The 22,371-nt window shown below is 54.0% G+C and carries 17 protein-coding genes; 9 read left to right on the top strand and 8 right to left on the bottom strand.

Annotated elements, in window-relative coordinates; translation table 11 throughout:
* Nucleotides 1–10: 10 nt before the first annotated feature.
* The 3 genes from ggt to GO984_RS21125 all read right to left on the bottom strand — a co-directional run bounded on the left by ggt (nucleotide 11) and on the right by GO984_RS21125 (nucleotide 3,448).
* Nucleotides 11–1,795 (bottom strand): gamma-glutamyltransferase, encoded by a 1,785-nt coding sequence (gene ggt, locus GO984_RS21135; protein WP_157024540.1) that lies wholly within the window; start codon nucleotides 1,793–1,795, stop codon nucleotides 11–13.
* A 99-nt stretch (nucleotides 1,796–1,894) separates the two neighbouring features.
* The gene (gene thpR / locus GO984_RS21130; RefSeq protein ID WP_157024539.1) at nucleotides 1,895–2,446 is read right to left on the bottom strand and encodes an RNA 2',3'-cyclic phosphodiesterase; all 552 of its coding nucleotides are present in this window, start codon (nucleotides 2,444–2,446) and stop codon (nucleotides 1,895–1,897) included.
* A gap of 15 nt (nucleotides 2,447–2,461) precedes the next feature.
* Nucleotides 2,462–3,448, bottom strand: a complete 987-nt coding sequence (locus tag GO984_RS21125) for an NAD(P)-dependent oxidoreductase (RefSeq protein ID WP_167740460.1) — start codon at nucleotides 3,446–3,448, stop codon at nucleotides 2,462–2,464.
* 283 nt (nucleotides 3,449–3,731) lie between these two features.
* On the opposite strand from GO984_RS21125, the gene GO984_RS21120 reads away from it, so the two are divergent.
* From GO984_RS21120 to GO984_RS21105, 4 genes are all read left to right on the top strand, one after another.
* Entirely contained in the window at nucleotides 3,732–4,187 is a 456-nt protein-coding gene (locus GO984_RS21120; protein ID WP_138163728.1) for an SH3 domain-containing protein, read from the top strand.
* Between the two features lie 254 nt (nucleotides 4,188–4,441).
* Nucleotides 4,442–5,461: an ABC transporter substrate-binding protein gene (locus GO984_RS21115; protein ID WP_157024537.1), complete on the top strand. Its 1,020-nt coding sequence runs from the start codon at nucleotides 4,442–4,444 to the stop codon at nucleotides 5,459–5,461.
* A 149-nt stretch (nucleotides 5,462–5,610) separates the two neighbouring features.
* Nucleotides 5,611–6,378, top strand: coding sequence for an ABC transporter ATP-binding protein (locus tag GO984_RS21110; RefSeq protein ID WP_157024536.1), 768 nt, complete (start codon nucleotides 5,611–5,613; stop codon nucleotides 6,376–6,378).
* Entirely contained in the window at nucleotides 6,371–7,180 is an 810-nt protein-coding gene (locus GO984_RS21105) for an ABC transporter permease (protein ID WP_157024535.1), read from the top strand. The genes GO984_RS21110 and GO984_RS21105 overlap by 8 nt, the downstream gene beginning before the upstream one ends.
* Before the next feature lie 129 nt (nucleotides 7,181–7,309).
* Here the strand turns inward: GO984_RS21105 and GO984_RS21100 are convergent, their stop codons facing one another.
* Nucleotides 7,310–8,002 carry a nitroreductase family protein gene (locus tag GO984_RS21100; RefSeq protein ID WP_157024534.1) on the bottom strand — a complete coding sequence of 231 codons (693 nt, stop codon included), beginning with the start codon at nucleotides 8,000–8,002 and terminating at the stop codon, nucleotides 7,310–7,312.
* A gap of 177 nt (nucleotides 8,003–8,179) precedes the next feature.
* Here GO984_RS21100 and GO984_RS21095 point away from each other — a divergent pair, with 177 nt between their 5' ends.
* Complete coding sequence (locus GO984_RS21095; protein WP_157024533.1) at nucleotides 8,180–8,956, top strand: helix-turn-helix transcriptional regulator; 777 nt, start codon at nucleotides 8,180–8,182, stop codon at nucleotides 8,954–8,956.
* Between the two features lie 12 nt (nucleotides 8,957–8,968).
* Here GO984_RS21095 and GO984_RS21090 read toward each other — a convergent pair whose 3' ends face one another.
* Together GO984_RS21090 and nrtS are read right to left on the bottom strand one after the other, a co-directional pair.
* Complete coding sequence (locus GO984_RS21090) at nucleotides 8,969–10,249, bottom strand: adenylate/guanylate cyclase domain-containing protein (protein WP_157024532.1); 1,281 nt, start codon at nucleotides 10,247–10,249, stop codon at nucleotides 8,969–8,971.
* 21 nt (nucleotides 10,250–10,270) lie between these two features.
* Entirely contained in the window at nucleotides 10,271–10,546 is a 276-nt protein-coding gene (gene nrtS, locus GO984_RS21085) for a nitrate/nitrite transporter NrtS (protein WP_209279453.1), read from the bottom strand.
* Between the two features lie 450 nt (nucleotides 10,547–10,996).
* On the opposite strand from nrtS, the gene GO984_RS21080 reads away from it, so the two are divergent.
* Nucleotides 10,997–12,892, top strand: a complete 1,896-nt coding sequence (locus tag GO984_RS21080; protein ID WP_157024531.1) for a methyl-accepting chemotaxis protein — start codon at nucleotides 10,997–10,999, stop codon at nucleotides 12,890–12,892.
* A gap of 284 nt (nucleotides 12,893–13,176) precedes the next feature.
* Nucleotides 13,177–15,390, top strand: coding sequence for an NADP-dependent isocitrate dehydrogenase (locus GO984_RS21075; protein WP_157024530.1), 2,214 nt, complete (start codon nucleotides 13,177–13,179; stop codon nucleotides 15,388–15,390).
* 99 nt (nucleotides 15,391–15,489) lie between these two features.
* On the opposite strand, the gene GO984_RS21070 is transcribed toward GO984_RS21075, so the two are convergent.
* Nucleotides 15,490–17,274, bottom strand: coding sequence for a TRAP transporter permease (locus tag GO984_RS21070; RefSeq protein WP_245231203.1), 1,785 nt, complete (start codon nucleotides 17,272–17,274; stop codon nucleotides 15,490–15,492).
* Nucleotides 17,275–17,348: 74 nt separating this feature from the next.
* Nucleotides 17,349–18,308: a TAXI family TRAP transporter solute-binding subunit gene (locus GO984_RS21065; RefSeq protein ID WP_157024529.1), complete on the bottom strand. Its 960-nt coding sequence runs from the start codon at nucleotides 18,306–18,308 to the stop codon at nucleotides 17,349–17,351.
* A 312-nt stretch (nucleotides 18,309–18,620) separates the two neighbouring features.
* Here GO984_RS21065 and GO984_RS21060 point away from each other — a divergent pair, with 312 nt between their 5' ends.
* Together GO984_RS21060 and GO984_RS21055 are read left to right on the top strand one after the other, a co-directional pair.
* Nucleotides 18,621–20,981, top strand: coding sequence for a methyl-accepting chemotaxis protein (locus GO984_RS21060; RefSeq protein ID WP_157024528.1), 2,361 nt, complete (start codon nucleotides 18,621–18,623; stop codon nucleotides 20,979–20,981).
* Nucleotides 20,982–21,208: 227 nt separating this feature from the next.
* On the top strand, nucleotides 21,209–22,371 hold a 1,163-nt coding region (locus tag GO984_RS21055), incomplete at its 3' end, for a Tll0287-like domain-containing protein (RefSeq protein ID WP_157024527.1).

Here is a 22,371-nt window from a genome sequence, read left to right as displayed (position 1 = left end):
AGTGTTCTAATTAATCGCCCAGCGCGATCCCTTCACGTCTTGGATCTGCAGCCCCTTGCAGACCGTCGCCAATTTCGATGGCGTGAAGTCCCGAATTAAGTGCGCGGAGTTTGACTTCGTAACCCATGTCGATCAAGGCCTCCTCCTGAACAGCGGCCTCAGTCCCCTCTTCCAAATCATAGGTGCCAAACCGGTTGACCGCATGTGGCAGTGCAATCGCCTGTTGCAAATCCATGCCCCAATCAGCCCAGGCAATGATCGACGTGGCGACATAACCAATGATCCGGCTGCCACCGGGTGAGCCGATGGCCAGCACTGGCTTACCCTCCTGCATCACAATTGTTGGGGCCATTGATGAGCGTGGGCGCTTGCCCGGTTCAATACGGTTGGCAATCGGCACCCCGTCACGGTGGCTGCGGAATGAGAAATCGGTGAGTTCGTTGTTCAGCAGAAATCCTCGCACCATCAAGCGCGAGCCAAAAGCGTTCTCTATCGTTGTCGTCATCGACAGCACGTTGCCGTACTGATCAACAATCGAGATATGCGAGGTTGATGGTAGCTCAATCGACTCGTCATCAGCCCAAAGCGCGTGGTCAAATTCAGGCGAACCTGGCGCCACCTCGGCCAATGCATCGTCACCCGATAGCAAGGCAGCCCGTTGGGTCAGGTATTCAGCGTTCACCAGACCGTTGGTAGGCATTGGGACATAGTCACTGTCAGCCATGTACCTACCCCGGTCGGCAAACGCGAGCCGCGAAGCATCTCCGATCAGCCGCCAGCTTTCAGGATTGTCAGCGCCCAATGTGGCCAGATCATATTGACCAACCATGCCCAAAATTTGCCCAACCGTCAGAGCCCCAGAGGATGGCGGGCCCATGCCACAGACCTCAAAAGATTGGTAAGCTGCACAGACTGGTGCGCGCTCTTTGACCTTATACAAGGCCATGTCCATTGACGACAAAACACCGGGATTGCCTGGAGCATGGGTCACTGCGCCGACCACTTCATCCGCGATACGCCCAAAATAGAAGCCTTCCGCGCCCTTGTCCGCCAAAACGCCGAGCGTATGTGCGTATTCTTCATTGGTCAGCACATCACCTGCCTGCAATGGCATTCCGCCGGGAAGGAAGTAATCCGCAGTACGGGGAAATCGGGACAAACGCTCGGCGTCCCGTTCGATCAACCCAGCAAGACGCGGTGACACGGTAAATCCATCTTTGGCCAGCTGCGTTCCTGCCTCGAACAGTGAGGACCACTCAGATCGCCCCCACCGGCGGTGAGCTTCAGCCATCAGCGCCGGTGTCCCCGGTGTCCCCACGGATCGCCCGCCTACAACCGCATCGAAGAATTTCAAAGGCTCTCCGTTTTCGTCCTGAAACAGGGTTGGCGTTGCGGCCAGTGGCGCGGTTTCGCGGCCATCTAATGTTGTCAGTTTCCCGCTTGCAGCATCATACCAAACCAAAAAGGCGCCGCCGCCAAGACCCGAAGACTGTGGCTCAACCAACCCCAACACGGTTTGCACCGCAACCATCGCATCAGCGGCAGATCCACCTGCACGCAAGACTTCGGCTCCGGCCTCAACCGCGTGCGGGTTAGCCGCTGAAATCATCCAGTTGTCCGATTTGACCACCTGCCCAGCCAGTTTGGCCTCAAGGGAGGCTGCAACGGCAGGTGAAATAGCCTCAAATTCGCCAGAGGTCGCCGCCTCGGGGGCTACGGCGTCCGCCGCTTGCTGTGCATAAGCTGGAAACACCAGTGTTGAGCTTGTCAGCAGCCCTAGAAATATCCGTCTCATAATACCCTCCAAACAAATCAAACAACCGCAGCCTAGGTCTTTAACTGAAAAAACTGCAACACCTTATCGATGTATGGGTCGTAACGTCCTGGGATGGGATCAAGCCTGTCCTGCAAATTCGTATTCGGCAAGTTGATGGTGAAGTGCACCTTCTTGGTGCAACTGGGATTCAAACAGTGAAAATGTGTTCACTGGGAATGTCGGCAAGGTCAGAGACACATGATCGGCGACAAACACCGCCAGTTGATCCGCGTCGCGCCAATGTACACCACGCCCAAATCGGGCCAGTGTCACATGTGGCTTATAACGCTCCCTCGCCAACACTATTCCTGCACGGTGGGCTGCGCGGCGAATCTGACGGTGCAGGTCCATCAGCGCGGCATTGTCAGTAATCCGCGCAAACAGGATTTTGGGTGCACCGGAGCCAAAACTGCCCAACCCGTCAAAACCCAGTTCAAGCTGGGGTATTTGCAAATCGAGGAGTTCATAGTGCAGCTGTTCTAACTCGTCCTCACTTCGATCGTCCAGAAACGCTAGTGTAAGGTGCAGGTTGTCTTCGGACACCGGGCGACCGACTGGCAAAGCCAAAATCACCTGCATAAGTGCAGAAACAACAGGCTCGGGCAGATCGATCGCCAAAAAGGCACGCATTCCAGAATTTCGCTTCTATAACATTGACGGAACAACCTGATCCGGGGGCCTGTGGCCATCTTCAAATGTTTTGATATTCAGCAGTACCTTTTCACCCATCTCTATCCGCCCCTCAACGGTTGCTGAGCCCATGTGAGGCAAAAGAACCACATTAGGCAGCTCGCGCAGGCGCGGATTGATGTTGGTGCCGTGTTCATAGACATCCAGTCCCGCCCCGGCGATTTCGCCAGCCCGTAACATCCGGGTGAGCGCCATTTCGTCAATCACCTCACCGCGTGAGGTGTTGACGATCACTGCATTGGGTTTCATCAGTTTCAAACGGCGCGCGTTCATCAGGTGGAATGTCGATGGCGTCGATGGGCAATTGATCGAAATCACATCCATCCGCGCCACCATCTGATCCAAGCTCTCCCAATAAGTGGCTTGTAGTTCAGCTTCGGTCTCACTGCGGAGCCGACGACGATTGTGATAGTGGACTTGCATGCCAAAAACAGCAGCGCGGCGCGCGACAGCCTGACCAATGCTGCCCATACCCAATATCCCGAGACGGCGGCCTGTCATGCGCCCGCCCAGCAATGCAGTTGGCGCCCAACCCTGCCAGTCACCTTTTTGCATGATTCCCAGACCCTCGGGGATGCGGCGCACCACTGCCATAATCAACGCCATGGCCATGTCAGCCGTATCATCGGTCAGAACACCGGGCGTGTTGGAGACAAGAATGCCGCGCTGACGAGCGGTGGCGACATCAATATGATCCACCCCAGCGCCATAATTGGCAATGAGTTTAAGGCGTTCGCCCGCCTGAGCCAGCAACCGTGCATCGATGGTGTCCGTCACGGTGGGGATCAACACATCCGCTCGCGCCATAATCTCGGCCAGCTGGGCACGGGTTAGCGGCGTATCCTCAGTGCGTAGGGTGACATCAAATAATTCGCTTAGGCGGGTCTCAACCACTTCTGGCAACCGTCGCGTTACGACAACACTCAGACGTTCTCTTGCCACTTGCCCACTCCTATTTCTTTTCATACTGGCCTGTTCTGTGCCATCGTGGCGTAGGATGGCAAAGGGCACAAGAACCCTTCCACCCCATCGACGCCAAGTGACGCAGTTTTCTGGAACCAGCCCGCGGGGAGACCCGGCAGAGGCAACGGCATGAAAAACGCTTCGGCCCGGTGGTAAACAGGCAACGAGAAAAAAGAGCGAGCAGGCAGTGACATTTTCGGTTTTTAGATTGCGCCCATTGGTGGCAGCGCTTTTTGTGCTGCTGGTGTCTTCCCCTTCTGTAATGGCAGGCAATCCCGCGCCCGGTCAGGAACGTGGTCAGGTGACCAACCTACCGCTACCGCGCTATGTTTCCATGAAAGCCTCCGAAGGCAATGTCAGACGAGGCCCGTCGCTGACACACCGTATCGACTGGGTATTCAAGCGTCGTGACATGCCTCTGGAGATCACAGCCGAATATGGCCACTGGCGCCGGGTCCGCGACCGTGATGGCGCTGGCGGTTGGGTCCACTATGCGCTGTTGTCGGGCAACCGCACTGTATTGATCGAAGAAGACATGCTGACCCTGCGGGCACAGCCCAGCGAGAACGCTCAAATCACCGCAGCTTTTGAATTGGGTGTCGTGGCGCGTCTCGGCAGTTGCTCGCAGGATTGGTGCCGTATTTCAGCTGGCGGTTACCGCGGTTGGGTCCCCAAACAGAAACTGTGGGGCGTTACACCAGCCGAACTGCGCGACTGAACCAGATTTTCGTCGCACAACGCAGCTTCGTCCCAAACATCAGGGACTCAACCTGATACTGTATGCATTTCGCCCTTCCGAGTGCGAGATGCGCACAACTCTATGTGCTGTAACAAATTTATCTGATCGAGTGCATCAACCCTATGCGCAGCGATTGACTCCAAGACCGGAGCGGTTGAGAAATAAGCACTAATTGCCGAGCCCGGCCCAAAGTGTAGTCGCGGCATATGGATGTGCATTTTGAGAGGGATACCATGACAACTTTGAACCGCCGCAAGGCACTGGCTCTGATGGGCGGCACTGTTGCTGCCGCCGGTCTTTCCACTCCAGCACTGTCGCAGGGTCGCAAGATCAGGGTTGGCGCGCTGCGCTTTACCAGCCATTCCGCCAGCTTCATCGCGCTCCAGCGTGATTATTTCAAAGAGGCCGGTTTGGATGTCGAGCTGAAGTTCTTTCAGGCGGCCACACCAATGGCCGTTGCGATCGCCTCGGGTGATGTCGACTACGCCGTGACAGCCATGTCTGGCGGTCTGGTGTCGCTGGCCGATAAGGGCGCGATCAAGATCATCGGTGGCGCACTGTCCGAGGAAGCAGGCATCGACGGTCAGAAATACCTGGTCTCAGACGCCGCATTCCAGACCGGCGTAACCAGTCCTGCTATGCTGGATGGCAAAAGCTATGGCATCACCAGCGCCGGTTCCTCGTTCCACTACATGGGCTCTAAGCTGGCGCAAAAAGAAGGCATCTCGATGTCTTTCAAACCGCTGCAAAAGGTCGGCGCCATCATAGGCGCGCTGAAATCGGGCCAGATTGATGCATGGTCAATTGTCCCGCATATCGCAAAACCGCTGGCCGGTTCCGGTGCCGTCCACATCATCGGCAACGTGTCCGATGTTCTGCCCGACTATCAGGTTACCACCGTGTTCACCTCGGCCAAAAACGCTACTGATGAACGTGGCATGACTGGTGATTTTCTGGCTGGCTTTTCCAAGGGTGTCGCAGATTACAACTCCACCATGATTGACCGTGCCCACGGCGATGACGGCGTAAACGAGATGGTCGATTTGATCCATAAATATGTCTACGCCGATAAACCACGTGAAAAGGCCGCCAAGTCGATCATCAATGGCACCATGCGCCTGAACGAAGGCGCCGCGATGAACACCGCATCGCTACAGGATCAGCTAAGCTGGTTCCAGTCCGAAGGCCTGGTTGATGGTGACATCACGCTGGATACAGTTGTGGACAGCAGCTACGTCAAGACACTGGGCTAATTTCAAAAGTTTTATGCCCGGCTGACAGGCCGGGCAGCGCCTGACTTTCCGCACGGGAAGGCGCTTTGCACCTCCTCAAGGTCAAACGCCGCCCTACCAGCCAGAGTCTCAGGGCGTTTTCAGATCCAACCCCCACAGGACAGCACCCCATGGACATCCGCCTATCAGGCGTCAGCCACCGCTATGACCAAACCGAAGTCTTGCGGGACATTTCGCTTGAAATCCCATCCGGCAAAATCGTCTGTATCGTCGGCCCATCGGGTTGCGGAAAATCCACTCTTTTGCGATTGATTGGCGGGCTGGAACAGCCCAGCGCGGGTGAGATCTTGCAGGTCGGCACTCCACCCGCCGATTGCCTGAACCCGCTAACCTATGTCTTTCAGGACTTTGCCCTGCTGCCCTGGCGCACTGTGCACGGCAATATCTCATTGGTACTAGAGGATCACGGCATTCGCATCCAAGACGCCGATGACATCATCCAGAACGTTCTAGCCCGCACCAAGCTGACTGATTTTGCCGAGGCCCTGCCCAAGCAACTGTCCGGCGGCATGAAGCAACGAGTGGCAATCGCACGCGCACTGGCTGTGAACCCAGCTGTGATGCTGATGGACGAACCCCTGTCTGCGCTCGATAGCCAAACCCGTGAATTACTGATGGATGATCTGGTCAACCTCTGGACCCGCACGCCATTTACGGCCGTCTACGTGACCCACAATCTGGCCGAGGCCGTGCGGCTGGGCCACTCCATTGTCGTTATGTCCCGCCGCCCCGGAGAGATCCGCGAGATTGTGCACTTGGACCAACCACTGGAACAACGTGGGCTGGGCAATGCCGAGCTGGAAGAGAAACAAAAATACCTGTGGCAGCTGATGCGCGAAGAAGCGCAGGCAGCAGATGCGGAGCTGATCAATGTCTGATCTCACAAACTCCGGCGAAACTCGCCCTGTCCCTTTTCGTGGCGGCGGCTTTGCCCCCTCCTCGCGCCGTTGGGTTGGCTTGGTGGTCTTTGTCGTACTGATCACGCTGGCCGAGATGGGGACCCGACAAGGGTGGATTTCGGCACTGACCCTACCCAAACCCTCGGATGTGCTCAAAACCTTTGGCGAGCTCTACAGCACAGGTTTGCTGTGGAAACATCTGAGTGTGTCGCTATCTCGGCTTATCGTCGGCGCCGCACTGGGGGCCAGCGTCGGTATCGCGGTTGGTGTGATGATCGGGTTGTTCTCTTATGTCCGCGCCGGGTTAGTGCCTCTGGTGGCCGCCCTGTTCCCAATCCCCAAAATCGCACTGCTACCCCTGTTTGTGATCTGGTTTGGCATCGACGAAGGATCCAAATACGCGCTTATCGCCTTTGGCACTTTCACCCCCACGGTGGTGGCCACCTATGGCGCAGTGGACAATGTCGACCGCGGGCTGATCCGCATGGGGCAAAGCTTTAACCTCAGCTGGTGGTCGATTGTCCGCAAGATCGTGCTGCCCGGCGCCATGCCCGGCATCCTGTCCGGGCTGCGGATCAGTCTGGCAATTGCCATCATCCTACTGGTCGCGGCTGAAATGCTGGGTGCCGAGTACGGCATCGGTGCCTATATCCTCGAGGCCGGATCACTGTACGATCTGGAGCGACTGTTTGCTGGGGTCACAATCTTGTCGATACTAGGTGTCACGCTGAGCATTTGCATCGGAATGATTGAACGCCGACTATTGCGCTGGCGGGTTTAGGTTTTTTCCTAGGGCCATCCCCCCCAAAGGAGACATTCTTGGCTTGTCCCTCAACTGGTCGGACAATCCAGACTACTGGAGCCACACTTAAAGCTTGTCTCCCGGTCACAAAGTAACCGGGAGATGGGATCATTCAGCCACTGTTAGAATTTCATCGAGGGGCTTTTTCATCTTGGCCACTTTTGGCACTTTGGCATCTGCGGTAGGGTGACCAACCGCTACAATCATGATCGGTTTTTCTGACGCTGGGCGGCCCAGCATTTCGTTCAAAAAACGCATCGGGTTGGGCGTATGGGTCAAGGTGACCAGCCCCGCACAGTGCAATGCGGTCAGCAAGAACCCCGAAGCGATTCCGACACTTTCCGGAACATAGTAATTCTTGAACCGTTCACCATCATCAAAATGCCCCCACCGTTGGGCAAACACCACAATTAGCCAAGGGGCCTGATCCAGATGTGGTTTATCATCATTGGTGCCGATGGGTTCCAACGCCTTCAACCATTCGTCCCCTGCTCCGCCCTCATAGAACTTGCGCTCTTCTTCTTCAGCAGCCAAGCGGATGCGATGTTTGAAAGCCGGATCCGAAATCGCCACAAAATGCCACGGCTGATGGTTGGCCCCAGATGGCGCGGTTCCCGCAGCACGAATGCACTCCTCAATGACCTCACGAGGAACTTGACGATCTGTGTAGTCCCTCACTGTGTGTCGACGCTTGATTTTGTCGTAAAACGCCTGTGCCTCAGTCAGCATCTCGGCATCGCTCAACTCGGTGCGATCTGGTAGATCAACAGCTTCATATTCGATGTGATCTTTTGCAAACATGGTTGCACTCCTTGGTCATCTGCAGCACGTGATGACATCTTACTACGCCCATATCGCCCATTGGTGCATTCCTCATTAGTGAGGACTTTTGACGCCAAATACAGATCGTGTAATGGTCTGATTTACACATATAGCCCTGGCTTCCAGTCAGCCATTTTTTGTGGTTGGAGAACGACAATGATCATTGACCGCAAATTAAGCGAAGCCCTGCCAAAAGCTGCCTTTGACGTTCGCCCCTTGTGTGAGCTTACGGCGACCATCGGGACGCCGACATATGTTAAAGCAGCGCTAGATTTTGCAAAACAAATAACCGGGGCCAGCTTTATCTCAATGTTTTGTCAGGGTGACCGTGATCATCCCCTATTGGTTGGAACGGCTTGCTGTCTGGGACAACGACGGGCCGAACAAGCCGCCAAGGGCTATGAACGTTATAGTGCGAATGACAAAAACGCTGCCTTGTTGGCAGGTGCTTCAGGGCTTGGCGATTTTCTGACTATTCAACACGCCGCCAGTATAAAGGACTTTACCTATCGGCGGGATTGCTATGAGCAACCGGGAATTTCGGCACGCGTTTCCCTAATCCGGCGCACACAGACGTTCGGACTATCGGTTAGTCTGTATTCCAGCGCCGAAGATGGCGCATTTTCACCCCAAATGCACGACCCGGCAACCGCCGTTCTGAGCCTGCTACTTGCTACGACAGAACGCCATGTTGCCTTTTCTCTAAAAGGGAATACTTGGCAAGGTCAGGATATCCAAACTCGACTGGCAGTCAGCTTTCCCGATCTGACCAAACGCGAGCGCGAAGTCGCGGCAATGACCATTAAAGGACGCACTGCAAGCGAAATTGCCGAGATCCTCGGGTTGGCTGAGACCACGATCATCACGCACCGAAAAAAGGCGTACAAACGCATGAACGTGCGCTCATTAAGGCAATTAATGGCCACAATTTGAGCCACCCATTTGCTAACTATCCAGTTGCCGTTCGAAATCTTGCTGAATTCGACGCAGCTCTTCTATAGCGGCGCGGATGTTACTACTGTCGATCACGTTCACTTCGACGTGGCTACCACTCCGTGAAAGTCTTCGCCGTAACATTCGGTCACGATGTTCTGCAGAGCGGAATTCCAACACCTTGAACACCTCAACCGGACGCGCAAACCCCTTTGGATTTATCTCTCCAACGGGTTCACAAGCAACATGTTCTGAAATCAGGTTGCAGGTGCTCTCAGATATCAACACACAGCCCGGCTCAGCCAATCCTTCAAGCCGTGATGCCAAATTCACAGGGCCACCCAGGACAGTGTAATCAAGCCGTTTCTCTGAGCCAAAGTTACCGACAGTGCAAAAACCAGAGGTAATTCCCATGCGCACTCTCATCTGCTTTGGCACACCTAGCTTTTTCCAATGGTTCTGCAACTCGCCAACACGTTGCTGCATCAACAGTGCCATCTCAACAGCCTTTAACGCATCTTCCTCCTCACCATCACTCTCTGGGTCCCCAAAGAAAACCATCACCGCATCGCCGATAAATTTGTCGATGGTTCCACCGCATTGAATGGCAATTGCAGACATTTCCGAGAGGTAGGAATTGATCACTGATGTCAGACGTTCTGGCTCTAACGTGTCAGACAAGTCCGTGAAGTGTTCAATATCAGAAAAGAAAATGGTCAGGTTTTTACGCTTGGTTCTGGTGCTACCGTCCTGTTTGCCTGCAAAAATGCTCTCATATATCTGCGGTGAGAGATATTTCGCCAGACGTGTTGCAAGATGTTCCAACTGGGAGCTTTTCTCTTCAATGATCTCACGGTCGCGGATTTTCTGCTCCAGCAGTTCCTCCCGCTCATGCCGCAGAGCCCATTCTTCGGTGCGATCGACAAACTGACCCTGGATGCCATTGAGATAAGAAAAACTGGGATCTTTCGTACGTGCCGACATCAGCGCATAGACCCGGCTGTTTCCATTATCAGAGATGTGTATCTCAGGAATTCGCACCGATCCGTCTTCACGGATACCTGTGATCCAGGTATCAATTTGAACGCCCGGAACACCCAGTTGCTCCAAAACATCTGGAAAATATGCGTTGGAGACATTTCCCAACACCGGAAAAAAGTGCAGGAAGTTGTCGTTTACCTTGAGGATCTCAAAATCCTCGTTGGCATAATATGCCGCTGTTATAGCGTTGCGAAAATTGAAGAAACTCAGTTCGACGATATTCTTTTGGTTGAATAGATCCTCAACTTTCATGATAACTCCCTAGAACACACATCAGCCATCTGTCTTTGCCGAAAAATCAAGCTGCCATTGGGCACGCTTACCCGTCACCGCCCCCCAAGTGGTCACACAGAAAGGGGTTAAATAGGTCAGCAGCACCTTCCACATTGGTGGTAATTCTCCCGCCAAGACTAGGTCCCCATGATTGATCAAGGTCAAAATGGTACCGACGACCAATGCGGTCATCAGCGCCTTTCTTGGGGTTCCGTCACCAAATACCATGTGCCGCAAAGATGGAGCGGCTTGATAGGTTGCTTTGGGTTTGGTCATCAAAAGCCCCTTAGAAATTATCGTGCTTGGTCAAATCCCCGTACCAATTATCAGGCAGGTCACGGCCTGTAGTGTCTTTGTCAGTCTAATGAAGACCTCAGAAAAAGCATGAACTAATTTCTGGGGGCTCAATTGCATCGAATTCAGACCTCAGCCTAAGGCGTGGGTCAGGCCATTTATCCTAGGCAACAAGATACCGACGACTTGACCATTTTTGGCTTGGTAAAGCGAATCTGCTGCATGAATTCTGCATCACAGCATTTTTGGCTCAACGCGAGCGCGAAGCTAGCACGCCAAACGAGTAACGTGTTTGGGAAATACACCTTGGTAGAGAGAAAAGCCTTTTTCCGTAGGGTAAAACAATTTTTTTCTCCGGCATCTAAGGAAATATTAGGAGCCGTTTCCTAGGTGCTGTTCGAATATCGAACACCGCAAAGGAAACAACTTACGATGCCTGCTGCACTTTATCGCCTATCCACCCGCATCTATGCGGTGATTGCCCTCTCGCTGATTATGATCGCCTTCCTCACCGTTATTCTACTGTCTCGCGCAGTCGACAACGCCTACTCGATGCGTGAAAACGAGTTACACCATGCCACTGATACCGCCATCAGCCTTTTGACTGCCCTTGAAGCGCGTGTTGAATCAGGAGAACTGTCGCGTGATGATGCCAAGAAAATTGCCCATGATCAGTTGAACAGTCTGCGGTTTGGAACTGCCGGGTATTTTTTCGTCAACGATGTGGACAATATCGTGCAGGCGCACCCATTCAAGCCTGAATGGGAAGGAACCAACAAAGCCGATCTGGAAGACATCAATGGTTTGAAGATCTTCGAAGAGATGAACAAGGTGGCCCAAAGCCAGGCTGGTGCTGGGGCAGTACGATACTGGTTCCAAAAACCAAATGCAGATCAGCCTGAGCAGAAAATTGGCTATGTACAGCTGTATAAACCCTGGGGATGGATTATTGGAACCGGCTCTTATGTCTCTGATATCGAAGCCAGTCTTAGCTGGATGCGCAAGGCCGCAATGGCCACAATGGCTGTTTGTCTCCTGCTGCTTGCAGGAGCAGGCTATGTAATCGCCCGCAGCGTAACCGCCCCCTTGGGTGCATTGCAGGTTCGCATGCAGGGAATGGTGAACGGGGAAACGGAAACGGAAGTTCCGGCAACGCAGGTACGTAGCGAAATCGGGTTGATGGCCCAGACAGTTGAAGTGTTCCGCCAATCACTTCAGAAACAACGTGAAATGGAACGTGGCCAGGAAGCCCGAGATCAAGAAAGACGTGGTGTGGTCGAAACCTTAAACCAGCGCCTATCTGCATTGTCCGACGGCGATCTCACAGGGCAAATCACCGAAACATTCCCCGAAGGTTACGAACAGCTGAGGCTTGATTTCAACCAAACCTTGGAGACATTGAACGGTACAGTGGTCCAAGTGATTGAAGCCTCTGAGAGCATCCGCAGCGGTGCGAATGAGATTAGTCAGGCGTCTGATGACCTATCACACCGCACCGAAAGCCAAGCTGCGACACTGGAAGAAACCGCTGCTGCGCTGGAAGAAATGACGGCTAGCGTACGGTCAGCTGCTGAAGGTGCCAGAAGTGTTGAAAACTTGATGCAGGAAGCCAGAAGCGAAGCACAAGACAGCGGAACTGTGGTGAAAAATGCCGTCGAAGCGATGCACGAGATCGAAAATTCCGCCCATCACATTTCGCAGATCATCGGGGTCATTGATGATATCGCTTTCCAGACCAATCTTCTGGCTCTCAACGCCGGTGTTGAGGCCGCGCGTGCGGGCGAAGCAGGCCGTGGCTTTGCTGTTGTCGCCTCCGAAGTGCGTGCTCTGGCCCAGCGGTCCTCGGATGCGGCCACTGAAATCAAAACCCTGATTGGAAACTCCTCGCAGCAGGTTGAGCGAGGTGTAGACCTTGTCGGCAAGGCCGGCGGTGCACTGGACCGTATTGTTCAGCGTGTTACGGATATTTCCCAACAGATTTCCGGCATTGCCGAAGGGGCCAGTGAACAATCGACAGGTCTTGGTGAAATCAACATGGGTGTTAGCCAATTGGATCAAGTAACGCAGCAAAATGCTGCAATGGTGGAACAGGCGACCGCCGCAGGCCATTTGCTGAATACCGACGCCACCAAACTGTCTGGGTTGGTGTCCCGCTTCACGATCACTGGTGGATCAAGTACACCAATACTTGCAACAGCGGCTCCGACGAACTCAATTTCTGGTCCAACTTCTCACGGCGAGGATGGCTGGGATACAGCCGCCGCTATCCCAGTGGCAGCCGCAATGTCCGAAGGATCCGCAGCGAAGGACCTTTGGCAGGATTTCTAGTCCTTCTCCTTGAATTCCACTCGAGGAACACCCGCAAATTGGCATCCCTCCATCGTTCAGGCGATGGGGGATTTCCGTCTTTATGTCAAAGCGCGGCAATATGTTCGGTCGTTTTTTCCTCCAGACGATTGAACGTCAGCGCTCCTTGTTTTACATGAGGCGCATAACGTAGGCCGCAAGAGTCGCAATTCGCGCCCCTTGACCGGCAATATGGGATCAATTCTGGGTGCAGCGTGTTGCATCGATTTACCAAAGTTTCCGAAATCGCTGAAAGGTTGAGAATAATGGCAGAAAAATCAAACTCCGATGTATTGTATACCATCGTAGACGAAGCGCCTGAGTTGGCCAGTGCCTCACTGTTGCCGATCATTCGCACCTTTGCCAGCGCCGCCGGCGTGAACTTTGGCACCAAGGACATTTCACTGGCAGCCCGTATTCTTTCGGCGTTTCCAGACAGTTTGACAGAAGAGCAGCGTCAGTCCAACGATCTGGCTGAACTGGGTACACTGGTGAAAACACCAGAAGCCAACGTCATCAAACTTCCAAACATCTCGGCTTCGGTACCTCAGCTGGTTGCCGCGATCACCGAGCTGCAGTCACAGGGCTACGCCCTGCCCGACTATCCCGAAGAGCCATCAACAGACGAAGAAAAAGCTGTTCGTGCCGGTTACGACGCCATCAAGGGTTCCGCTGTGAACCCGGTTCTGCGCGAAGGCAACTCGGACCGTCGTTCAGCACGCGCTGTGAAAAACTACGCCCAAAACAACCCTCATTCGATGGGTGCATGGGCCAGCGATAGCAAGACCAAAGTCTCGTCCATGCCGGGCAATGATTTCTACGCCAACGAAAAATCCGCGACGATCACCGCCGCACAGGCCGGTGATGCGAAAATCGAATTTGTCGCCAAAGACGGTTCTGTCACTGCGCTAAAAGACAGCTGGCCACTGGAAGAAGGCACCGTTGCTGACGCGACATTCATGTCCGCCAAAGCACTGGCATCCTTCTTGGCAGGTGCGATTGAGGACACCAAGGCCGACGGCACCATGTTCTCGCTGCACATGAAGGCCACCATGATGAAGGTCTCGGACCCGATCATCTTTGGCCACGCGGTTAAGGCATGGTTGGCGCCGGTCTTCGAGAAATTCGGTGCTGAGCTGGATGCTTTGGGTGTAAACGCAAACTCTGGCATGGGTGACCTGCTGGACCGCGTTGCCGGCAATGCCGACATCATGGCTGCGATTGACGCTGTAACTGCGGATCGTCCGGGCATGTATATGGTCGACAGCGACAAAGGCATCACCAACCTGCACGTTCCGTCCGATGTGATCATCGACGCCTCGATGCCTGCTGTGATCCGCGCTGGCGGCAAAGGCTGGGATGCTGCAGGAAATAAGGGCGACACCAACTGTGTCATCCCTGATCGTTGCTACGCCACCATCTATGATGAGACCATCAACTTCTTCAAAGCCAACGGTGCTATGGATGTGACAACTGTTGGCTCTGTCGCCAACGTTGGCCTGATGGCGCAAAAGGCTGAAGAGTACGGCTCGCACCCAACCACTTTTGAGGCCCCAGCCGACGGTGTGATCCGTGTGGTTTTGGCCAATGGCGACACACTGCACAGCCACGACGTGGAGGTCGGCGATATCTGGCGTTCCTGCACGGCCAAGAAAGCTCCGATCCTGAACTGGATCGAACTGGCCATGGACCGTCAGCGCCTGACAGGTTCCGAGGCGATCTTCTGGCTGGACGCAAACCGCGCCCACGATGCTCAGTTGATCGAATATGTGAAACCTATTCTGGACGCTGCTGGCGTTGCGGACAAGTTCCAGATCATGGCCCCACGTGAGGCAACAGCCCAGTCGCTGAAAACCATCACTGCAGGCAACGACAGCATCGCCATCTCTGGCAACGTGCTGCGGGATTACCTGACCGACCTGTTCCCAATTCTGGAACTGGGCACCTCGGCCAAGATGCTGTCGATTGTGAAACTGATGAACGGTGGCGGCTTGTTTGAAACCGGTGCTGGCGGTTCTGCCCCCAAGCACGTTCAGCAGTTGGTCGAAGAAAACCACCTGCGTTGGGACTCGATGGGCGAATTCTGCGCATTGGGTGAAAGCCTGAACTTCCTGGCTGACAGCCAAGGCAACGCCAAAGCTGGCGTTCTGGGTGTTGCTGCCGAGGCTGCGACGCAGGGCATTCTGGACAACAACCGTTCGCCATCGCGCAAAGTTGGCCAGCCTGACAACCGCGACAGCCACTACTGGTTCGCCCGCTACTGGGCCGAAGCTTTGGCTGCACAGTCCGATGACGCTGAACTGGCCGCGCACTTTGCTCCGATTGCAGCTGAACTGGGTGCAAAGGAAGAGCAGATTACTGCGGAGCTGGCTGCTGCGCAGGGCAAACCTGCTGATCTGGGCGGATATTTCCACACAGACCCGGCCAAGACCGCAGCAGTGATGCGGCCCAGCGCGACGCTGAACGCAATCATTGGCTAAACTTTGGCCATGGTCAAACAAGATAAGGCGCCCAAATCTGGGCGCCTTTTTTATGGGTCCAACAAAAAGGCCCAGCCGGACCAATCGCCAAACAAAGATCTAGAAGACTACACCAGACATAACGATAGCCAGCCCTAGCAAGCCAACACACACCTTGGCGTACAGGGCGGACAAGGCGATCAAGCCATAGCTTAGCACCGCCAAGCCAACTGCCATGCGCAAAAAGGCAAACAGTGCGGCCATAGGGGTTTCAGCCAGCCGTAAAATGTCTGGATTGGCTATCATCCCCAAAGGAATGACATAAAGACCAACGCCCAGCGCCATTGCAGTTAGCGCAACCTTGATCCAGTTTTCGCCAATCATCCCTGCGGCGATGAACACCGCCCCACAGACTGGTGGAGTGATAGTGGACAGCAACGCAAACCAGAACACAAACAGATGCGCCTGCAGTGGCTCCAGCCCCTGCTGGATCAGCGCTGGCCCCGCAACAGAGACGCAGATGACATAGGCAGCAGTGGTCGGCACCTCCATCCCCAGAACCAGACAGGCTATTGCGGTCAGCAGTAGAGACGGCCACAGCAACCCACCTGACCCAGACAGGATCAGTGAGGTGATTTTCACGCCCAGCCCGGTAATCGACAACACGCCAATGATGATAGACGCGCAAAAGATGATCGAAGCGATCATCCCGATCTGACGTGCCGCATTCAGCAGAGCCGAAGACAACCTTGCGGCAAACTGACTGCGGTCAAACCGGGCTTCACGGTTAAACATCAACAATACCGCTCCGGCAAGTATCGCCATACAGGCGGCGTATTGGGGGGTATATCCGGCCCCAAACATACCCCAAAGAAGAACCGAAAATGGCACCAGAAAAAACCCGGATGTGATCACTACGTCGCGCGTTGCGGGTTGTTCGCTCGCGTCAATACCACGCAACTTAAACCGGCTGGCATAAGCGTTGATACCCACCCAGACAGCAAAGAAAAACAGCACTGCAGGCAGGATGGCGGCGCCCATGATCGAGGTGTAGGGAACACCTGTCAGCTCAACCATGACAAAGGCACCTGCCCCCATCAATGGCGGCATAATTTGTCCACCCGACGACGCCACAGCCTCTACCGCAGCGGCCAGACGTTTAGGATAGCCAAGTTTGGTCATTGCGGGCAAAGTGATAGCGCCCGTTGAAGCAACATTGGCCGAAGCAGAACCCGAAATGGAACCAAACAGCGCTGATGAAATCACCGAGACCTTGGCCGCCCCACCTTTAAGACGCCCGGCCGCTGCTGCAGCAACATTCATAAAACCCTGCCCGGCCTCACCCGCGTTCAAAACCGCGCCAAAAATCACAAAAATCGACACCACCCCGACGGAAACTGCGGTCAGGCTTCCCCAAATTCCACCCTCCGCTATTGTCATGGTGCCCAGAAAACTAGGCAAGGGGGTGCCTGAGTGCCCAAATTCGCCCGGGATAGCGTCACCAAACAGTGCATACCCCAATGCTGCAACTGCGACCAAGGGCAGCGGCCAGCCAATTGCACGGCGCGCGGCTTCGATCACGCAGACCAAAAGGGTTAAAGCCACTGCGGTCTGAAAGTCCCCCTCAAGAAAGCCGTACTGGTCACCTAGCATGTCATGGTTCAGCGCTATCCACAGTGCAGAAGCCCCCCCCAGTACTGTCAGCACCCCACCCGAGATCAATTGCGCCCGAGATTTGGCAGCAAAAACAAAAACCCAAGGTAATACGAAAGTTAAATGCAAAGGGCGGCTGACGAGATTAGGGACCAGCCCCCAGAAAATCAAACCCAGATGAAACATCACCATTAGGGCTGCCAATCCCAACCAAATAGGATGCTGGGTCATACGTGACTGTGTATCGATCATATTTTCTGGGGCCTTTAGATAACAGGACCGGGCAATTGCCTGCCCGGCCGTTTTTCTCTGACGATCAGGTCAGCTTATTTTTGCGCGTCACTCAGTTCAAACCCAGCTTCAGTGTAATACTTCAACGCACCTGGATGAATTTTACCCGTAATATTTGCCATCAGGCCGCGGTCCACACCGTTCCACCACGGGGCTGCAGCGCCCATATCGGCTTTGCCTTCCCAGTAAGTTTTAGTCAGCGCATAAGCGGTAGCCTCGTCCATCTTGGTGGTGGTGAAGGCGACAACGGGCAAGGACGTTGTAACAATGTCTCTGTCCTGACCCGCGTAGGTGCCAGCCGGAATGACCAGCCGGGCGCGCTTGCTGGCTGCAATTTGCTCGTCATTCAATGACAGGACTGAAACGCCCGTTGACGCGGCGGCCTCGATCACGTTGGGGGCTGGGTATGATCCAGCAGTGACAAAACCATCGATCTGGCCATTTTTCAACGCAGGAACAGCACCAGAGAGCTCAACATCCGCAATCTCAACTTTGCCCTCAAGGCCAAACAGCTTGAGATATTTTTCCCCTTCACGAGCACCAAACGATCCCTTGCCCAACAGCAGCGTTTTACCTTCCAGACTTGCAAAGTCGGTCACGCCTGACGCATCGGACATGACAAAATGCATTGTCAGTGATGGAATTGGGAACAGGGCACGGATCTCGTCAAAGGCCGGGTCGCTCTTGTCCTTGAACATCGCCTTGCCGCCTTGTGCCAGACTGACCAGGACCGGCGGAGTGGTGAACACATAGTCACCATTGCGGGCTTTTACCTCCATCACGTTCTGCACCGAGCCTTGGCTTTCCTCGACCGTAACAACAATATCGCCATCAGATCCGGCCTTCATTGCCTCGGCAATCTGAACCGCCATCTGGTAATATGACGATGTGGTTTTGGCGGATTTATAAGTCACGCGGGTCTGCGCATAAGCCGAAGTCGCGGCCAGCCCGGTAACGATAGCGGCGGCAACGAACGGTTTAAAAAGTTTGATCATTGGTCTCTCCCAGATAAGGCATATGGGTTTCTATCAAGCCTCACAGGAAAATCGAGCTGTTCTTTGCACTCGACTGTCCCGCGAGCAAGCCACACCATTCGCGGGCTTCCCGTTCCAACGGGTCAATTCCGTCTCTCGCAAAGACCCTTACCCATATCACAAGTACCTGCTTGCAATCTATAATTGAAGTTTATTCACGGAAATCTCCCAACTTAACGCGCCCGAAACATATTTTGGGCACGATGAGCGCAGGCCTCCCCCTTTTTTGTTCGGCCACTTAAAAAGTAACCTTTTGATGAGAGATCCGCGATCATGACCAGCATATTCACTCTGTGGAACAGACTAAAGCTCAGTAAAAAGCTGCCTCTGTTGATTGCTCTGCCAACAATCCTACTAACCATGGCGTCAGGTCTTATGTATGCTTGGCAGACCCATACAGTGCTTCAGACTAACCGCGAAGCCGCGTTTTACACTTTGCTGTCCGAGCGCGAGCACGCTCTTAGCGATTGGCTTGAACGGATAGAAACGGAGACCCGCGCCTTAAGCGCAAGCAAAAGTGTGGAAACCGCGCTCGTTGAATTCGACTCGGCCTGGCAACAACTGGGTGACAGAGCAGGTGAGCATCTCCGCACCGCCTATATCGCAGATAACCCAAATCCGCTTGGTAAGAAGGACGAACTTCTTAAGGCTTCTGATCAGTCACTTTGGTCCGACCTGCATGAACAGTATCACTTGGGTTTCCAAAGTTTCCAGCGCGAGCTGCATTACTATGATCTCTTCCTTTTGAACCCCAATGGGGATCTTGTTTACTCAGTGTTTAAGGAAGATGATTTTGCGACGAACTTCCGGACTGGACTTTATAGTTCCTCGGGTCTTGGCGAAGCGTTTCAATCGGCCATAACTCTGCAAAAGGGTGAGGTGCATTTCACGTCCATGGACGCCTATGCGCCAAGTCATGGTGCACCGGCCATGTTTATTTCTACCCCTGTCATTCGCAACGGCGAATTGTTGGGGGTCTTTGTACTGCAAATCCCAATTGACCAGATGGCCAAAATCTTGTCCCAATCGGATATTCTAGGTGAATCCGGGCTGGTCTATTTGGTGCGTGAAGACGGTGCCGCATTGACCGCGTCACCTCATCCAGAAGGTCACCAGATATTGGATGCTTTGCCCAACTTGCCCCAAATTGAGGAATCATTCCTTGAAGGTCACCATGCCCTCTCAGGCGTGACAGGGCTGAAAGGGCAATCGGTCGAAGCTGAATCTATTCCTTTCACTTTCGACGGAAAAACCTGGGGCATTGTTCTTGAAATCGATAGTGGAGAAGCCCTCACCTCCGAACACGAAATGCTACGATCATCTGCCGTTCAGGTCTTGGTGGTTTCGTTGATCGTTGCGCTTCTTTCATGGTTTGCTGCCCGCGGCATTGCCCGCCGAGTTGGAGCATTGGCCCAAAGCGTAGAGCGCATTGCAGATCAGGATTATGACAGCGAGGTTGCCGGCACCGAGGCCGGCGATGAATTCGGCACCATCGCCGTCACTCTGGAAGGCTTTAAAGCCGACCTAAAAGCTGCCTCCGTTGCGCAAACCCAACTTGCAGTCCAGCAGGAGGAGCAACGCAATATGGTCGACAAGTTAAGCCATGGGCTGGTCAACCTGGCAGACGGCGACTTCACAAAACCATTGATTGAGCCCTTCCCAGAAGGCCACGAACAATTGAGAAGTGATTTCAACCGAACCCTGAAAACCCTGAGTTCAACCATAGTCGAGGTGATTGGGTCATCCGACAGCATCCGCAACGGTGCAACCGAAATCAGTCAGGCCTCTGATGATCTGTCTCGACGCACTGAAAGCCAGGCCGCAACACTGGAACAAACTGCGGCAGCACTCGAAGAAATGACCGCAAGTGTCAAATCTGCGGCGGAAGGCGCCTTGAGTGTGGAAAACATTGTCAACGAAGCCAGAGATGAGGCCGTGGAAAGCGACAAGGTGGTCCAAAATGCGGTGACCGCTATGACGGGAATCGAGGACTCGGCGCGCCATATCAGTCAAATCATCAGCGTCATCGATGACATTGCCTTCCAGACCAATCTGCTGGCGCTCAATGCGGGTGTCGAAGCCGCCCGTGCCGGCGAAGCAGGTCGCGGCTTTGCGGTTGTTGCCTCTGAGGTGCGGGCCCTTGCCCAGCGCTCCTCGGACGCTGCCATGGAAATCAAAACCCTAATTGGCGACAGTTCAAAGCAAGTGGAAGAAGGCGTTGAGCTGGTCGGCAAGGCAGGCACAGCCCTGATCAGCATTGTGGACAGGGTTGGTCACATCTCGCAGCTGGTTTCTGAAATGGCCGTTGGATCGTCAGAACAGTCCACAGGTCTGGCTGAAATCAATATTGGTGTGACCCAGCTGGATCAAGTGACTCAGCAAAATGCCGCCATGGTGGAAGAGGCCACCGCCGCCAGTCATTTGCTGAACACTGACGCAGGCAAACTGTCCAATCTGGTGGCCCATTTCACCATTGATGAAAAACAAGCTTCTTCTTCGCGCAATCTAGACGCCGATGAAGTGGTTTCACCAACGGCTCATGGAGACAGTTGGGACACTGTTCCAGAAGACCTGCCTGAGAAAAAAACAGTCAATGCGACATCAAGTACTGCTGATATCTGGAAAGACTATTAATCTCAGACCACTAAGGACTGCATCACGTCCCCAACATAAGGGTCCGTGGTGCAGTTCCTATTCTGACAGTGGTCATATTTGCGATAGCTTAATCGAAGGGTAAGAGAATTACCCTACTTCTGCACTCCCCAAATATGATGTGAGCCGAAAACGTACCCGCTCAGAACGATACCGTTCTGCGGCCAGAATGGATGTGGTACCGGTTTGGCTAAGATGGAGCGCCAGACATGCAGAAGATGCTTAAGTCGATTGCCTTTAGATTGACCTTTCCAATCCCACTTTTCATACTCTTGTGCCTTGGCATTGCCTGGCTATCCATTCCTCGAATTCTTGAAAAAAACACCATTGATTTTGCCACCACTTCCGCAACAGGAGTAGTCAATCAAATCAAGGCAATCCGCGGATACTACACAAGAAATGTAATCAAGGATGTAAAGCAATCTGCGGATATGTCCGCAGGGATCGATCATGCCAACGACCCCAGCGTGATCCCCCTCCCTGCCACATTTGTGCATGATGTCAATGCACTGCTTGCTGAACAGGGCACCAGCTTATCGCTCTATAGTCCCTTCCCTTTCCCTGGCCGTGTAGGGCGTGAAATGGACAGCTTCATGCAAGACGCATGGGAGTATTTGAGCGCCAATCCCGATGGAACATTCAAACGACAAGAAATCGAAAATGGCGAAACCTACCTGCGCGTTGCAGTCGCTGATCCAATGGTCGCCGAAGGCTGTGTGTCCTGCCACAATGCCCACCCAGACACGCCCAAGTCCGATTGGGAAATTGGCGATGTGCGCGGCGTCCTAGAAGTACGCGAGAACATTCAGGCACCTCTGCTTGCTTCGCAAGATCTGACCCGTAATATTCTGATTGGCGTGGCCCTAGCTGGACTAACCTTGATGCTTATCGCATTGTTCACCATCCGTACCATCACGCGTCCGATCACAAAAATCTGTGAAGACATGGACGAAGTGGCCGCAGGTAATCTGGACGGTGAAGTTGCATCGGCTAGCCGTGGGGATGAACTGGGTCAAATCGGTAAGACACTGGTTAGTCTTCGGGATGACTTGAAACGCGCCCGGGGTGCTGAGGAAGAACGGGCCGAACAGCAAAGAGAACAACATGACGTTGTGGAGAAGCTAAGCCACGGGCTGGTGGATCTGGCCAATGGTAATTTCTCGAAACCGCTGACAGAACCCTTCCCGGCAGATCACGAACAGCTGCGCAGTGACTTCAACCGGACCCTGACAACACTCAGCTCAACGATTTCTGATGTCATCAACTCAGCTGACAGCATTCGCAATGGCGCGACGGAGATCAGCCAGGCGTCGGATGATCTGTCTCAGCGCACCGAAAGTCAGGCGGCAACGCTGGAACAGACGGCCGCAGC

This window comes from Parasedimentitalea huanghaiensis (genome assembly GCF_009753675.1).
GTDB classification, from domain to species: Bacteria; Pseudomonadota; Alphaproteobacteria; order Rhodobacterales; family Rhodobacteraceae; genus Parasedimentitalea; species Parasedimentitalea huanghaiensis.
The sequence above is the reverse complement of the archived record's forward strand: the minus strand, read 5'-3'. Positions and strand labels throughout refer to the sequence as shown.